Source organism: Comamonas endophytica, from assembly GCF_023634805.2.
GTDB lineage: Bacteria > Pseudomonadota > Gammaproteobacteria > Burkholderiales > Burkholderiaceae_C > Comamonas > Comamonas endophytica.
The window spans coordinates 3,519,966-3,533,664 of record NZ_CP106881.1; the positions used below are offsets into that span (position 1 = coordinate 3,519,966).

Consider the following 13,699-nt stretch of genomic DNA (forward strand, 5'->3'; position numbering starts at 1 on the left):
CGCTGCCGCATTTGAAGCAAGTGCGGCTGCGCAGCCTTCCTTTGCAAACCCATTCGAGGAGACAACATGAACCAGGCTTTCATCTGCGACGCCATCCGCACCCCCTTCGGCCGCTACGGCGGCGCGCTGTCGAGCGTGCGCGCCGACGATCTGGGTGCGCTGCCGATCAAGGCGCTGATGGAGCGCAACCCGGGCGTGGACTGGGCTGCCGTGAGCGATGTGCTCTACGGCTGCGCCAACCAGGCCGGCGAGGACAACCGCAATGTGGCGCGCATGGCGGGCCTGCTGGCCGGCTTGCCGCTCGACGTTCCCGGCGCCACCATCAACCGCCTGTGCGGCTCGGGTCTGGACGCCGTGGGCAGCGCCGCGCGCGCCATCAAGTCGGGCGAGACCGGCCTGATGATCGCCGGCGGCGTCGAGAGCATGAGCCGCGCGCCCTTCGTCATGCCGAAGGCCGAGAGCGCCTTCAGCCGCAGCAATGCGGTCTATGACACGACCATTGGCTGGCGCTTCGTCAACAAGCTGATGAAGGCGCAGTACGGCGTGGATTCCATGCCCGAAACGGCAGAAAACGTCGCCGACGACTTCAGGATCGAACGCGAGGCCCAGGACCGCATGGCGCTGGCCAGCCAGCTCAATGCCGCGGCGGCCATCGCGGCGGGCCATCTGGCGCGCGAGATTGTGCCGGTCTCCATTGCGCAGAAAAAGGGCGATCCGATCATCGTCAGTCAGGACGAGCATCCCCGCGCGACCACGCTGGAGGCGCTGGCCAAGCTCAAGGGCGTGGTGCGCCCCGACGGCACCGTGACCGCAGGCAATGCCTCCGGCGTCAATGACGGCGCCTGCGCGCTGCTGCTGGCCGACGAAGCCAATGCCGCGAAGTACGGCCTGACGCCGCGCGCCCGCGTGGTCGGCATGGCCACGGCCGGCGTCGCCCCGCGCATCATGGGATTCGGCCCCACGCCTGCCACCCTCAAGGTGCTGGCGCAGACCGGCCTCACGCTCGAGCAGATGGACGTGATCGAGCTCAACGAAGCCTTTGCGGCGCAGGGCCTGGCCGTGCTGCGCGCACTGGGCCTCAAGGATGACGACGCACGCGTCAACGCCTGGGGCGGCGCAATTGCCCTGGGCCACCCCCTGGGCGCCAGCGGCGCACGCCTGGCGACGACGGCCGTCAACCGCCTGCATGCCACCGGCGGGCGCTACGCGCTGTGCACGATGTGCATCGGCGTGGGGCAGGGCATTGCCGTGATCCTCGAGCGGGTCTGAGGAGATTTCATGAATAGTGCTATCCACTCCGCCAGCGCGCGCCAGCGCGTGCTGATCACTGGCGGCGCCAGCGGCATCGGCGCTGCCATCGCCGAGCGCTGCCGCGCCGAAGGTTTCGAGCCCGTGGTCATCGATCGCGTGGGCGACGGCATCCGCGCCGACCTGTCCGATGCGGCCGACACCGAGCGCGCGCTGCGCGAGGCGCTGGCCGGCGGCCCGATCACGCGGCTGGTCAACAACGTCGGCGTGGTCGTGCCCGCCGATGCGGAAAGCCAGACCCTGGCCGAGTTCGACCTGGCCATCTCGCTGAACCTGCGCTGCGCCCTCCAGTGCATGCAGGCGCTGTTGCCGGGCATGAAGGAAGCCGGTTTCGGACGCATCGTCAACATGTCCTCGCGCGCCGCGCTGGGCAAGGAACTGCGTACCGCCTATTCCGCGACCAAGGCCGGCCTGATCGGCATGACGCGCGTCTGGGCGCTGGAGCTGGGCCGCTACGGCATCACCGCCAACGCCATCGGCCCGGGCCCCATCCGCACCGAGCTGTTCGACCGCGCCAACCCGCCCGATGCGCCGCGCACGCGTGCCATCATCGACTCGGTGCCGGTCAAGCGCGTGGGCACGCCCGACGACATCGCCCATACCGCGAGCTACCTGCTCGACGAACGCAGCGGTTTCGTCACCGGACAGGTGATCTATGTCTGCGGCGGCATGACCGTGGGCGTCGCCGGCGTCTGATCCCGGGGCCTGGGCCCTGCCTGCGGCTGCAAGGCCGCAGGCCCATCCTGCTACATATATATAGAGACACAGAGACGGAGACCATAATGATGAAGACAATCACCCCCCGCCGTACGGCCCTGGCCGTTCTTGCCACCCTGGCCTTTGGTGCGGCCGCGCTGCCCATGGGCGCGCTGGCGCAGGGCAACTACCCGAGCAAGCTGATCACCATCATCGTGCCCTTCTCGGCCGGCGGCACGACCGATATCCTGGCGCGCATCGTGGCACAGGGCCTCACCACCGAGCTGGGCCAGTCGGTCGTGGTGGACAACCGCCCCGGCGCGGGCGGCAATATCGGCGGCCTCCTGGCCTCCAAGGCCCCGGCCGACGGCTACACGCTGTTCATGGGCACCGTGGGCACGCATGCGATCAACGCCACGCTCTACAAGAAGATGGCCTTCGATCCGGTCAAGGACTTCGCTCCGCTGACGCGCGTGGCCAATGTCCCGAACCTGCTGGTCGCCAACCCCAAGCAGCCCTTCAAGAATGTCAAGGAGCTGATTGCCTATGCCAAGGCCAATCCGGGCAAGGTGAACTACGGATCGTCCGGCAGCGGCAGCTCCATCCACCTGTCGGGCGAGCTGTTCAACTCGATGGCCAAGGTCGACATGGTGCACGTACCCTACAAGGGCAGCGCGCCGGCCGTGACCGATCTGCTGGGCAACCAGATCGGCATCATGTTCGACAACATGCCTTCCGCCATCCAGCATGTGCGCTCGGGCAAGCTGGTGCCGCTGGCCGTGACCACGGCCAAGCGTTCGCCCGAACTGCCCGACGTGCCGACCATTGCCGAAGCCGGCGTTCCCGGCTATGAGGCGACCTCGTGGTTCGGCATGCTGGCGCCCGCCGCCACGCCCGCGCCCATCGTCGCCAAGCTCAACGCCGCGCTGGTCAAGGTGCTGGCCCAGCCCGACGTCAAGAAGAAGATCAACGACCAGGGCGCCGAAGCCTACAGCGAGACGCCGGCCGAATTCGCCGCCTTCATCCAGAAGGAAAGCGTGAAGTGGGGCAAGGTGGTGCGCGATTCGGGAGCGATCGCCGACTGACGCAGCGTGATTTCCGCGCCGGCCGCGGAATTCGCGAAAAGAAAAACCGCCCGAGGGCGGTTTTTTCATTCAGTCAAGATCCGTTCGTCCTGTGCTTGCCGAAGGATGGACGGGCTTGCCATAGAAAAGGTAGCCGTCCATGGTTCGACAGGCTCACCACGAACGGCCCAGTGGGCTGGAGCAGCGCGTACTTGACGGCTGTTTGTCGCCCCTGAGGTCGCATCAGACCACCTTGGCAATGGCCTGGCAGACGTAGTCGATGTTCTTGCTGTTGAGCGCAGCCACGCACATGCGGCCCGTGTCGGTGCCGTACACACCGAATTCGCTGCGCAGGCGCACCATCTGGTCCTTGCTCAGGCCGGAGTAGCTGAACATGCCGACCTGCGTGGTGATGAAGGACATGTCCTGCTGCACGCCCGCGGCCTTGAGGCCGTCGACCAGCTTCTGGCGCATGGCCTTGATGCGCACGCGCATCTCGCCCAGCTCCTTTTCCCACAGCGCGCGCAGCTCGGGGTTGGTGAGCACGGCCGTGACGACGGCGCCGCCATGGATCGGCGGGTTGGAATAGTTGGTGCGGATGACGATCTTCAGCTGGCTCAGCACGCGCTTGGCTTCCTCGGCGTCCTTGGCCACCACCGACAGGGCGCCCACGCGCTCGCCGTAGAGGCTGAAGCTCTTGGAAAACGAGGTCGAGACCAGGATGTCGAGGCCCGCGGCCACGAACTTGCCGATCACGGCGCCGTCTTCGGCAATGCCTTCGCCAAAGCCCTGATAGGCCATGTCGAGGAAGGCCGTGAGCTGCTTGGCCTTGACGACTTCGATTACCTGGTCCCACTGCTCGGCGGTGATGTCATAGCCGGTCGGGTTGTGGCAGCAGGCGTGCAGCACGACGATGGTGCCGGCAGCAGCGGCATTGAGGCTGGCGAGCATGCCCTCGAAGTTCACGCCGCGCTTTTCGGCGTCGTAGTAGGCATAGCTGTCCACTTCGAAGCCGGCGTTCACGAAGATCGCGCGGTGGTTCTCCCAGCTCGGGTCGGAGATCAGCACCTTGGCGCCGGGGCTGACCTTCTTCAGGAAGTCGGCGCCGATTTTCAGCCCGCCCGTGCCGCCGATGGCTTGAACCGTGGCCACCCGGCCCGAAGTAACGGGTTCGCTGTCCGCACCGAACACCAGCGCCTTGACGGCATTGTCATAGGCCGCAATGCCGTCGATGGGCAGGTAGCCGCGCGCCGTGGGCTGGGCCATCAGATTCTTTTCAGCGGTCTGGACGCACTGCAGCAAGGGCAGCTTGCCATTGTCATCGAAGTACACGCCCACGCCGAGGTTGACCTTGTTGGGGTTGGTGTCAGAGGCGAATTGCTCGTTCAGACCCAGAATGGGGTCGCGGGGGGCCATTTCGACGGCGGTAAACAAAGACATGAAAAAAATCCTTGGAGGATGAAAAAGTGGCTGCCAGCCCCAAGCTGAGTTAGTCTTTTGGGTTAGCCCGCGAATTTTAGCGGCCTGTGCGGCAGGCCAGTATCACCACGTTATGCAAGAAGCTACTGATCTGTCCCAATCCGGCCAATTCGTCACCTTCGAAGGCTCGCCCTTCGAGCTGTACCAACCCTATCCGCCGGCGGGCGATCAGCCGCAAGCCATCGACAAGCTGGTCGAGGGCCTGGAAGACGGCGAGGTGTTCCAGACGCTGCTGGGCGTCACGGGCTCGGGCAAGACCTACACCATGGCCAACGTCATCGCCCGCATGGGGCGCCCGGCCATCGTCTTCGCGCCGAACAAGACCCTGGCGGCCCAGCTCTACAGCGAATTCCGCGAGTTCTTCCCGAAGAACGCGGTGGAATATTTCGTCAGCTACTACGACTACTACCAGCCCGAGGCCTATGTGCCGCAGCGCGACCTGTTCATCGAGAAGGACAGCGCGATCAACGAGCACATCGAGCAGATGCGACTGTCGTGCACCAAGAGCCTGATGGAGCGCCGCGACGTGGTGATCGTCGCCACGGTCTCGGCCATCTACGGCATCGGCGAGCCCGAGAGCTACCACCGCATGATCATGACGCTGCGCGCGGGCGACCGCATGGGCCAGCGCGACGTCATCGCGCAGCTGATCCGCATGCAGTACCAGCGCAACGACCAGGATTTCAGCCGCGGCAAGTTCCGCGTGCGCGGCGACACCATCGATGTGTTCCCGGCCGAGCATTCGGAGCTGGCGCTGCGCATCGAGCTGTTTGACGATGAGGTCGAGACCCTGCAACTGTTCGATCCGCTCACAGGGCGCATCAAGCAGAAGATTCCGCGCTTCACGGTCTATCCCAGCAGCCATTACGTCACGCCGCGCGACAAGGTGCTCACGGCGGTGGAGAGCATCAAGCTCGAGCTGTCCGACCGCCTGGCGCAGCTGGTGGGGCAGGGCAAGCTGGTCGAGGCCCAGCGCCTGGAGCAGCGCACGCGTTTCGACCTGGAGATGCTCAGCGAGATCGGGCACTGCAAGGGCATCGAGAACTACACGCGCCATCTGTCGGGCGCGGCGCCCGGCTCGCCGCCGAGCACGCTCACCGACTACCTGCCGCGCGACGCGCTGATGTTCCTGGACGAGAGCCACCAGATGATCGGGCAGCTCAATGCCATGTACAACGGCGACCGCGCGCGCAAGACCACGCTGGTCGAATATGGCTTCCGGCTGCCCTCGGCGCTGGACAACCGCCCGCTGAAGTTCGACGAATTCGAGCAGCGCATGCGCCAGATCGTGTTCGTATCTGCAACCCCCGCGGAATACGAGAAAACCCATGCCAGCCAGGTGGTCGAACAGGTGGTGCGTCCGACCGGCCTGGTCGATCCCGAGATCGAGGTGCGCCCCGCGACCCACCAGGTGGACGACGTGCTGCAGGAGATCCGCCTGCGCACCGAGCGCGACGAGCGCGTGCTGATCACCACGCTGACCAAGCGCATGGCCGAGCAGTTGACTGACTACCTGACCGACAACGGCGTCAAGGTGCGCTACCTGCACTCCGACGTGGACACCGTCGAGCGCGTGGAAATCATCCGCGACCTGCGGCTGGGGTTGTTCGACGTGCTCGTGGGTATCAACCTGCTGCGCGAGGGCCTGGACATTCCCGAGGTCTCGCTGGTGGCGATTCTCGACGCCGACAAGGAAGGCTTCCTGCGTGCCGAGCGCAGCCTGATCCAGACCATCGGCCGCGCGGCGCGCAACCTCAACGGCAAGGCCATCCTCTACGCCGACAAGATCACCGACTCCATGCGCCGCGCCATCGACGAGACCGAACGCCGGCGCGCCAAGCAGGTCCAGTTCAACCTGGACAACGGCATCACGCCGCAGGCCATTGTCAAGCAGGTGAAAGACCTCATTGACGGGGTCTACAGCGAGAAGAGCGGCAAGGAAGCGCAGCGGCTGGAGCAGGCCGATGCCCAGCGCGAGCGCGTCGAGGAAATGTCGGAGAAGGATGCGGCGCGGGAGATCAAGCGGCTCGAGAAGCAGATGCTCGAACACGCCCGCAGCCTGGAATTCGAGCAGGCGGCGCGGCTGCGCGACCAGTTGGCGCAACTCAAGGCGCGCTTTTTCGGTGCGTCCGGCCGCGAGTCGCCAGTAGTTTGAGGGCTGAAATTGTATTGCCCGGGGTACCCGACAAATTTGATGGGGATTGTGCTATACTCGACCCCACACTCAATAACAACAAAGACTTCGATGAAAGAAGGGCTCTGGACCTTTTGCAGGGCGGAGTAATGGGCGGAGACGGTGCCCCGACGGGTCATGAACCTGCCATGGGTATTTCTGTAACGAACAAGCCTGACAAAGGAGCTCGCGATGCGTCTCACAACCAAAGGCCGCTTTGCGGTCACTGCCATGATCGATCTGGCCCTGCGCCAGAACAACGGCCCCGTCACGCTGGCTGCCATCAGCCAGCGCCAACAGATTTCCCTGTCGTATCTCGAGCAGCTGTTCGGCAAGCTGCGTCGCCACGAACTCGTCGAGTCGACCCGTGGCCCGGGCGGCGGCTACACGCTGGCGCGCAAGGCCGGCGACATCACCGTGGCCGACATCATCGTGTCGGTGGATGAACCCATCGATGCCACGCAGTGCGGCGGCAAGGAAAACTGCCTGGGCGAAGCCGGCCGCTGCATGACGCACGAGCTGTGGGCCGCGCTGAACCAGCGCATGGTGGAGTTCCTGGACTCCGTGACACTGCAGAAGCTCGTCGACGAACAGATCGCCAAGGGCGTGCAGATCGAAGACAAGCCGGTGGTGCGGCGCGCCATCTCTACCGCCCCCGTGGTCAAGCCGATCCGCGTGAATGCGCCGAATTCGGTGTTTGCCCTGGGCAACGTTTTCGCCAAGTCCTGATTCCGCACCGCGCACCGGTGTCAACGCCTGGGGGCGGGGCGCCGAGAGCGGTGCAGGAAAAATTTCGTTTATTTGCCAGCCAGACATTGCATTGAGCCAGCCATGGACATGACCCCGCACTTCCCCATTTATCTCGACTACGGCGCCACCACGCCGGTGGACCCGCGCGTGGTCGATGCCATGATTCCCTGGTTGCGCGAGCACTTCGGCAACGCCGCGTCGCGCAGCCATGCCTGGGGTTGGGAAGCCGAGGAGGCCGTGGAAAAGGCGCGCGGCCATGTCGCGGCGCTGATCAATGCCGACCCGCGCGAGATCGTCTGGACCAGCGGCGCGACCGAGTCCGACAACCTCGCCATCAAGGGCGCAGCGCACTTCTACCAGGGCAAGGGCAAGCACCTGATCACGGTGAAGACCGAGCACAAGGCGGTGCTTGACACCATGCGCGAGCTCGAGCGCCAGGGTTTCGAGGTCAGCTACCTGGACGTGCAGGAAAACGGCCTGCTGGACTTCGAGGTCTTCAAGGCAGCGATCCGTCCCGACACGATCCTGGCCAGCGTCATGCTGGTCAACAATGAGATCGGCGTGGTGCAGGACATCGAGCGCATCGGCGCGCTGTGCCGCGAAAAGGGCATCATCTTCCACGTCGACGCGGCCCAGGCCACGGGCAAGCTGCCCATCGACATGCAGACGCTGCCGGTCGACCTGATGAGCCTGACGGCGCACAAGACCTACGGCCCCAAGGGCATCGGCGCGCTGTACGTGCGCCGCAAGCCGCGCGTGCGCCTGGAAGCGCAGATGCACGGCGGCGGCCACGAGCGCGGCATGCGTTCGGGCACGCTGGCCACGCACCAGATCGTGGGCATGGGCGAAGCCTACCGCATCGCCAAGGAAGAGATGGCCCAGGACATCGCCCGGGCCCGCACCCTGCAGGCACGCCTGCTGGACGGCCTGAAGGACATCGAGCAGGTGTTCGTCAATGGCGACATGACGCAGCGCGTGCCGCATTACCTGAACATCAGCTTCAACTACGTGGAAGGCGAGTCGCTGATCATGGGCATCAAGGGCCTGGCGGTGTCGTCCGGTTCGGCATGCACTTCGGCCAGCCTCGAGCCCAGCTATGTGCTGCGCGCGCTGGGCCGCAGCGACGAGCTGGCGCACAGCAGCCTGCGCATGACCATCGGCCGTTTCACGACCGAAGAAGAGATCGACTACGCCATTGGCACCATCCGCACCAATGTCGAGAAGCTGCGCGAGCTGAGCCCGCTGTGGGAGATGTACCAGGACGGCATCGACATCAGCACCATCCAGTGGGCTGCGCATTGAGCGCTGCGGATGTGACGGATCGACGATTTGAAGAATTGAAGAGGTAGACATCATGGCTTATTCCGAAAAAGTGGTTGACCACTATGAAAACCCCCGCAATGTGGGCTCCTTCGACAAGGGTGACGGCTCGGTCGGCACCGGCATGGTGGGTGCGCCTGCCTGCGGCGACGTGATGAAGCTGCAGATCAAGGTCAACCCCGAAACCGGCGTGATCGAAGACGCACGCTTCAAGACCTACGGCTGCGGCTCGGCGATTGCCTCGTCGTCGCTGGTGACCGAATGGGTCAAGGGCAAGACGCTGGATCAGGCGGCGGCGCTGAAGAACAGCGAGATCGCCGAAGAGCTGGCTTTGCCGCCGGTGAAGGTGCACTGCTCCATCCTCGCGGAAGACGCGATCAAGGCAGCGGTCAACGACTACCGCGCCAAGCACGCTGCGGTGGCGGCCGCCTGATATGGCCATCACGCTCACCGAGGCGGCGGCCCGGCATGTGAGCCGCTATCTGTCCCGGCGTGGCAAGGGGCTGGGCGTGCGCCTGGGGGTCAAGACCACGGGCTGCTCGGGCCTGGCCTACAAGCTGGAGTACGTCGACGACCAGGCTCCCGAGGACCTGGTGTTCGAGCACCATGGCGTGAAGGTCATCATCGACCCCAAGAGCCTGGCCTATATCGACGGTACCGAGCTGGACTTCGTGCGCGAAGGCCTCAATGAGGGCTTCAAGTTCAACAATCCCAATGAGCGCGATCGCTGCGGCTGTGGAGAGAGCTTCCGCGTCTGAAGGCGCCTGGCTCCGGCCGTTTCCTTTGCGCTCCGAACAACCGCCACCGCGTGAAGTGCTGGCGGTTTTTTCTTGATATGAATCTTCAATCCGACGACTTCGAACTCTTTGCGCTGCCCGCGCGGTTCGCCCAGGACCGCGCGCAGATCGACAGCCGCTGGAAGGAACTGCAGCGCGAGGCCCACCCCGACCGCTTCGCGGCGCAGGGCGCGGCGGCGCAGCGCGTGGCCATGCAATGGTCGGTGCGCATCAACGAGGCCTACCAGCGCCTCAAGGATCCGCTCAAGCGCGCCGCCTACCTGTGCGAGCTGCGCGGTGCGCCGTTGCGCGCGGAAGACAACACCGCTATGCCCGCGGCCTTCCTGATGCAGCAGATGGAGTGGCGCGAAGCGCTCGAGGATGCCGGCAGCGAAGCCGATGTAGATCAGCTCGATGACGAGGTCTCGGCGGCGCGGCACAGCCTGCTGGCCGAGTGCGCGCGCCTGCTGGACGACGCGCGGGACCCCGTGGGCGCGGCCCAGCGGGTGAGAGCCCTTATGTTTGTTGCACGTTTTGCGCGCGATATCGAGGCACGGCGGGAGCAACTGCAACAATAGGCCTTGCCCGGCTGGGCCTTGCCCGGCTGGGCCTGCCCCCGGCAAGGCACTGAGCCAGCCGCTGTTTACAAGGCGATCTGCACGGGCAGGCGCCGGCATTTCATTTTTCGAGACTTCCCATGGCGCTTTTGCAGATTTCCGAACCCGGCCAGTCCCCCGATCCGCACCAGCGGCGCATTGCGGTGGGGATCGACCTGGGCACGACCCACTCGCTGGTGGCGTCGGTGCGCAACGGCGTGGCCGAGTGCCTGCCCGATGAACAAGGCCGTGTGCTGCTGCCTTCGATCGTGAGCTACGCCGAGCAGGGCAAGCGGCTGATCGGCGACGCGGCCGTGGCGGCCCAGACCAGCGATCCGCAAAACACCATTGCTTCCGTCAAGCGCCTGATGGGCCGCGGCCTCTCCGATGTGGCCGACGCCGAAAAGCTGCCCTATGTCTTCGTGCAGCAGCCGGGGCAGGGCGGCATGGTGTCGCTGCAAACGCGTGCCGGCGTCAAGACGCCCGTGGAGATCAGCGCCGAGATCCTCGCCACGCTGCGCTTTCGCGCCGAGGACAGCTTCGATGACGAGCTCTACGGCGCCGTCATTACCGTGCCTGCGTATTTCGACGACGCGCAGCGCCAGGCCACCAAGGATGCGGCGCAGCTCGCCGGCATCCACCTGCTGCGGCTGATCAACGAGCCGACCGCGGCCGCCATTGCCTACGGCCTGGACAATGCCAGCGAAGGCGTCTATGCGGTCTACGACCTGGGCGGCGGCACCTTCGATATCTCCATCCTGCGCCTGACGCAGGGCGTGTTCGAGGTCATTGCCACGGGCGGCGATTCGGCGCTGGGGGGTGACGATTACGACGCGGCGCTGGCGCAATGGGTGCTGGAGCAGACCGGCTCGCAGGCATCGACGGCCGAGGACAAGGCTGCGCTGCGTCTGGCCGCGCGCCGCTGCAAGGAGTTGCTGACGGATGCGCCCAGCGCAATCTTCAAGGTGGAACTGGCTGCCGGCACGGTCGAGCTCGAGGTCACGCGCGAGCAGTTCCATGCCGTCACGCAGCCGCTGACCGCGCGCTCGCTGTCGGCGGTGCGCCGCGCGTTGCGCGATGCCGACTTGTCCAAGGACGAAGTGCAGGGCGTGGTCATGGTCGGCGGCTCGACGCGCATGCCGCAGGTGCAGGCGGCCGTCGGCGAATTCTTCGGACAGACGCCGCTCACCAATCTCAACCCCGACGAGGTCGTGGCGCTGGGCGCGGCCATCCAGGCGAACCAGCTGGCGGGCAATGGCGCGAGCGGCGACCTGCTGCTGCTGGATGTCATTCCGCTGTCGCTGGGCGTGGAGACCATGGGCGGGCTGGTGGAGCGCATCGTGGCGCGCAACGAAACCATACCCACGGCGCGCGCGCAGGACTTCACGACCTATGTCGACGGCCAGACGGCGCTGGCCATCCATGTGGTGCAGGGCGAGCGCGACCTGGTGGCCGATTGCCGCAGCCTGGCGCGCTTCGAGCTGCGCGGCATTCCGCCGATGGCCGCGGGCGCGGCGCGCATCCGCGTGACCTTCACGGTGGATGCCGACGGCCTGCTGTCGGTGGGCGCCAAGGAGCAGATCAGCGGCGTCGAGGCGCATATCGACGTCAAGCCTTCATACGGCCTGTCGGATGAGCAGATTGCGCGCATGCTGCAGGAGGGCTTTGCCACGGCGGCCGAGGACATGCAGGCGCGGGCGCTGGCCGAGGCGCGCGTCGATGCCGACCGCATGCTGATCGCCACGCAAAGCGCGCTCGATGCCGATGGCGATTTGCTGGCCGCGCCCGAGCGCGAGGCCATCGACGCGTTGATGGCGCAGCTGCGCGCGCAGCAGGCATCGACCGACCCGGCCGTGGTCGAAGCCGCGACCCAGGCGCTGGCCAAGGGCACCGAAGCCTTTGCCGCACAGCGCATGAACCGCGGTATCGTCCAGGCGCTGGCCGGCAAGAACGTCCACAGCATTTCCTGATTGCCACTGAAGAAGAACCATGCCCGTCATCAAAATATTGCCCCACGCCGAATACTGCCCGCAGGGCGCCGAGCTGCAGGTGCCCGCCGGCACCTCGATCTGCGAGGCCCTGCTGGACAACGACATCAAGATCGAGCATGCCTGCGACATGAGCTGCGCCTGCACGACCTGCCACGTGATCGTGCGCGCGGGCTTCAACTCACTCAATGAGGCCGAGGAAGAGGAAGAGGACCTGCTGGACCGCGCCTGGGGGCTCGAGCCGCTGTCGCGCCTGAGCTGCCAGGCGATCCTGGCGCAGGAGGACGTGACGGTGGAAATCCCCAAGTACTCGATCAACCACGCCAAGGAAAACCACTGAGATGTCGCGCCAGATCGTCCTTGATACCGAGACCACGGGCCTGTCGGCCGACAACGGCGACCGGATCATCGAGCTCGGTTGCGTGGAGCTGCTCAACCGCAAGCTCACTGGCAACAACCTGCACATGTATTTCAACGCCGGGCGCGACAGCCATGAAGACGCGTTGCGGGTGCACGGCATCACCACCGAGTTCCTCAAGGACAAGCCGCGCTTCGAGCAGCAGGTGGACCAGATCCTGGACTACCTGCAGGGCGCGGAGATCATCATCCACAACGCGCCCTTCGACATCGGCTTCCTGAACAAGGAGCTCGAACGCGCAGGCAAGCCGTTGCTCAGGTCCTGGGTGACGGGCGTGATCGATACCCTGGTCATGGCCAAGGAGCGCTATCCCGGCAAGCGCAATTCGCTCGATTCTCTTTGCGACCGGCTGGGCGTGGACAACTCCGGGCGCACGCTGCACGGCGCGCTGCTGGATGCGGAACTGCTGGCCGATGTCTACATCAACCTGACGCGCGGCCAGGATGCGCTGCTGATCAGCGACGAGCCGCAGGAAGACGCCTCGGGCCTGCCCATCGTCGCGCTGGACCTGCGCAGCATCAGCCTGCCGGTGATCCAGGCCAGCGAGCAGGAATGCGCAGAGCATGAAGCGGTGCTGGCGCAGATCGACAAAGCCAGCGATGGCAAAACTATTTGGCGCAACCTGCCGGACAGCTTGAAAACCTGTGCCATAATCTAGGTCTTGTCGCAGTAACGACAGGGCGATTAGCTCAGCGGTAGAGCACTGCCTTCACACGGCAGGGGTCACATGTTCGATCCATGTATCGCCCACCAATTCAGAGGTCCGGCTTTGGCCGGATGCTCGGGTGATTAGCTCAGCGGTAGAGCACTGCCTTCACACGGCAGGGGTCGCAGGTTCAAACCCTGCATCACCCACCAGATCAGCGAGTTTCGGTTCAGGCCGGACGCTCGGGCGATTAGCTCAGTGGTAGAGCACTGCCTTCACACGGCAGGGGTCACATGTTCGAACCATGTATCGCCCACCAATATAAAACCCTTTTGGATCATCGATTCAAGAGGGTTTTTGTTTTTTCCAGCGTTGCAGGGAAGCCGGGACCGTATGGAAATGGCGAATGGTAGACCCTAAATATCAATCGCCTATATCCAATTGAAATACCGGTATGTAAGATCGCTGCTGTTTCAATAGGTAAC

The 13,699-nt window shown here is 65.0% G+C and carries 13 protein-coding genes and 3 tRNA genes; 15 read left to right on the forward strand and 1 reads right to left on the reverse strand.

Features of this window, described 5'->3' with window-relative positions:
• The first annotated feature begins 66 nt into the window (after window positions 1–66).
• From pcaF to M9799_RS16020, 3 genes are all read left to right on the forward strand, one after another.
• Window positions 67–1,269, forward strand: a complete 1,203-nt coding sequence (gene pcaF / locus M9799_RS16010; RefSeq protein ID WP_231042310.1) for a 3-oxoadipyl-CoA thiolase — start codon at window positions 67–69, stop codon at window positions 1,267–1,269.
• A gap of 9 nt (window positions 1,270–1,278) precedes the next feature.
• A complete protein-coding gene (locus M9799_RS16015; RefSeq protein WP_231042311.1) occupies window positions 1,279–2,004 on the forward strand; it encodes an SDR family NAD(P)-dependent oxidoreductase in 726 nt (241 codons plus the stop codon).
• An 89-nt stretch (window positions 2,005–2,093) separates the two neighbouring features.
• On the forward strand, window positions 2,094–3,089 hold the full coding sequence (locus tag M9799_RS16020; RefSeq protein WP_231042700.1) for a Bug family tripartite tricarboxylate transporter substrate binding protein: 996 nt from the start codon (window positions 2,094–2,096) through the stop codon (window positions 3,087–3,089).
• Between the two features lie 222 nt (window positions 3,090–3,311).
• Here the strand turns inward: M9799_RS16020 and M9799_RS16025 are convergent, their stop codons facing one another.
• On the reverse strand, window positions 3,312–4,508 hold the full coding sequence (locus M9799_RS16025; protein WP_231042312.1) for an amino acid aminotransferase: 1,197 nt from the start codon (window positions 4,506–4,508) through the stop codon (window positions 3,312–3,314).
• Window positions 4,509–4,620: 112 nt separating this feature from the next.
• Here M9799_RS16025 and uvrB point away from each other — a divergent pair, with 112 nt between their 5' ends.
• The 12 genes from uvrB (at window position 4,621) to M9799_RS16085 (ending at window position 13,533) form a co-directional block, all read left to right on the forward strand.
• The gene (uvrB, locus tag M9799_RS16030; protein ID WP_231042313.1) at window positions 4,621–6,702 is read left to right on the forward strand and encodes an excinuclease ABC subunit UvrB; all 2,082 of its coding nucleotides are present in this window, start codon (window positions 4,621–4,623) and stop codon (window positions 6,700–6,702) included.
• Window positions 6,703–6,912: 210 nt separating this feature from the next.
• Entirely contained in the window at window positions 6,913–7,449 is a 537-nt protein-coding gene (gene iscR / locus M9799_RS16035) for a Fe-S cluster assembly transcriptional regulator IscR (RefSeq protein WP_231042314.1), read from the forward strand.
• 102 nt (window positions 7,450–7,551) lie between these two features.
• Window positions 7,552–8,772: an IscS subfamily cysteine desulfurase gene (locus M9799_RS16040; protein WP_231042315.1), complete on the forward strand. Its 1,221-nt coding sequence runs from the start codon at window positions 7,552–7,554 to the stop codon at window positions 8,770–8,772.
• A gap of 52 nt (window positions 8,773–8,824) precedes the next feature.
• Window positions 8,825–9,223, forward strand: a complete 399-nt coding sequence (iscU, locus tag M9799_RS16045) for a Fe-S cluster assembly scaffold IscU (protein ID WP_175503869.1) — start codon at window positions 8,825–8,827, stop codon at window positions 9,221–9,223.
• 1 nt (window position 9,224) lies between these two features.
• Window positions 9,225–9,548, forward strand: a complete 324-nt coding sequence (iscA, locus tag M9799_RS16050; protein WP_231042316.1) for an iron-sulfur cluster assembly protein IscA — start codon at window positions 9,225–9,227, stop codon at window positions 9,546–9,548.
• A 77-nt stretch (window positions 9,549–9,625) separates the two neighbouring features.
• The gene (gene hscB, locus M9799_RS16055) at window positions 9,626–10,144 is read left to right on the forward strand and encodes a Fe-S protein assembly co-chaperone HscB (RefSeq protein ID WP_231042317.1); all 519 of its coding nucleotides are present in this window, start codon (window positions 9,626–9,628) and stop codon (window positions 10,142–10,144) included.
• Window positions 10,145–10,263: 119 nt separating this feature from the next.
• On the forward strand, window positions 10,264–12,132 hold the full coding sequence (gene hscA, locus M9799_RS16060; protein WP_231042318.1) for a Fe-S protein assembly chaperone HscA: 1,869 nt from the start codon (window positions 10,264–10,266) through the stop codon (window positions 12,130–12,132).
• Between the two features lie 19 nt (window positions 12,133–12,151).
• A complete protein-coding gene (gene fdx / locus M9799_RS16065) occupies window positions 12,152–12,490 on the forward strand; it encodes an ISC system 2Fe-2S type ferredoxin (RefSeq protein WP_231042319.1) in 339 nt (112 codons plus the stop codon).
• A 1-nt stretch (window position 12,491) separates the two neighbouring features.
• Window positions 12,492–13,226, forward strand: a complete 735-nt coding sequence (gene dnaQ, locus M9799_RS16070; RefSeq protein WP_231042320.1) for a DNA polymerase III subunit epsilon — start codon at window positions 12,492–12,494, stop codon at window positions 13,224–13,226.
• A 20-nt stretch (window positions 13,227–13,246) separates the two neighbouring features.
• Window positions 13,247–13,321, forward strand: a tRNA-Val gene (locus M9799_RS16075).
• 30 nt (window positions 13,322–13,351) lie between these two features.
• Window positions 13,352–13,426, forward strand: a tRNA-Val gene (locus M9799_RS16080).
• Window positions 13,427–13,458: 32 nt separating this feature from the next.
• Window positions 13,459–13,533: transfer RNA gene (locus M9799_RS16085), tRNA-Val, on the forward strand.
• The last annotated feature ends 166 nt before the right edge of the window (window positions 13,534–13,699 follow it).

What these genes read in the sequence shown, in the direction of transcription:
- pcaF (WP_231042310.1), top strand. Translation starts at nt 67, where the DNA reads ATGAACCAGGCTTTCATCTGCGACGCCATCCGCACCCCCTTCGGCCGC.
- M9799_RS16015 (WP_231042311.1), top strand. Translation starts at nt 1,279, where the DNA reads ATGAATAGTGCTATCCACTCCGCCAGCGCGCGCCAGCGCGTGCTGATC.
- M9799_RS16020 (WP_231042700.1), top strand. Translation starts at nt 2,094, where the DNA reads ATGAAGACAATCACCCCCCGCCGTACGGCCCTGGCCGTTCTTGCCACC.
- M9799_RS16025 (WP_231042312.1), bottom strand. Translation starts at nt 4,508, where the DNA reads ATGTCTTTGTTTACCGCCGTCGAAATGGCCCCCCGCGACCCCATTCTG.
- uvrB (WP_231042313.1), top strand. Translation starts at nt 4,621, where the DNA reads ATGCAAGAAGCTACTGATCTGTCCCAATCCGGCCAATTCGTCACCTTC.
- iscR (WP_231042314.1), top strand. Translation starts at nt 6,913, where the DNA reads ATGCGTCTCACAACCAAAGGCCGCTTTGCGGTCACTGCCATGATCGAT.
- M9799_RS16040 (WP_231042315.1), top strand. Translation starts at nt 7,552, where the DNA reads ATGGACATGACCCCGCACTTCCCCATTTATCTCGACTACGGCGCCACC.
- iscU (WP_175503869.1), top strand. Translation starts at nt 8,825, where the DNA reads ATGGCTTATTCCGAAAAAGTGGTTGACCACTATGAAAACCCCCGCAAT.
- iscA (WP_231042316.1), top strand. Translation starts at nt 9,225, where the DNA reads ATGGCCATCACGCTCACCGAGGCGGCGGCCCGGCATGTGAGCCGCTAT.
- hscB (WP_231042317.1), top strand. Translation starts at nt 9,626, where the DNA reads ATGAATCTTCAATCCGACGACTTCGAACTCTTTGCGCTGCCCGCGCGG.
- hscA (WP_231042318.1), top strand. Translation starts at nt 10,264, where the DNA reads ATGGCGCTTTTGCAGATTTCCGAACCCGGCCAGTCCCCCGATCCGCAC.
- fdx (WP_231042319.1), top strand. Translation starts at nt 12,152, where the DNA reads ATGCCCGTCATCAAAATATTGCCCCACGCCGAATACTGCCCGCAGGGC.
- dnaQ (WP_231042320.1), top strand. Translation starts at nt 12,492, where the DNA reads ATGTCGCGCCAGATCGTCCTTGATACCGAGACCACGGGCCTGTCGGCC.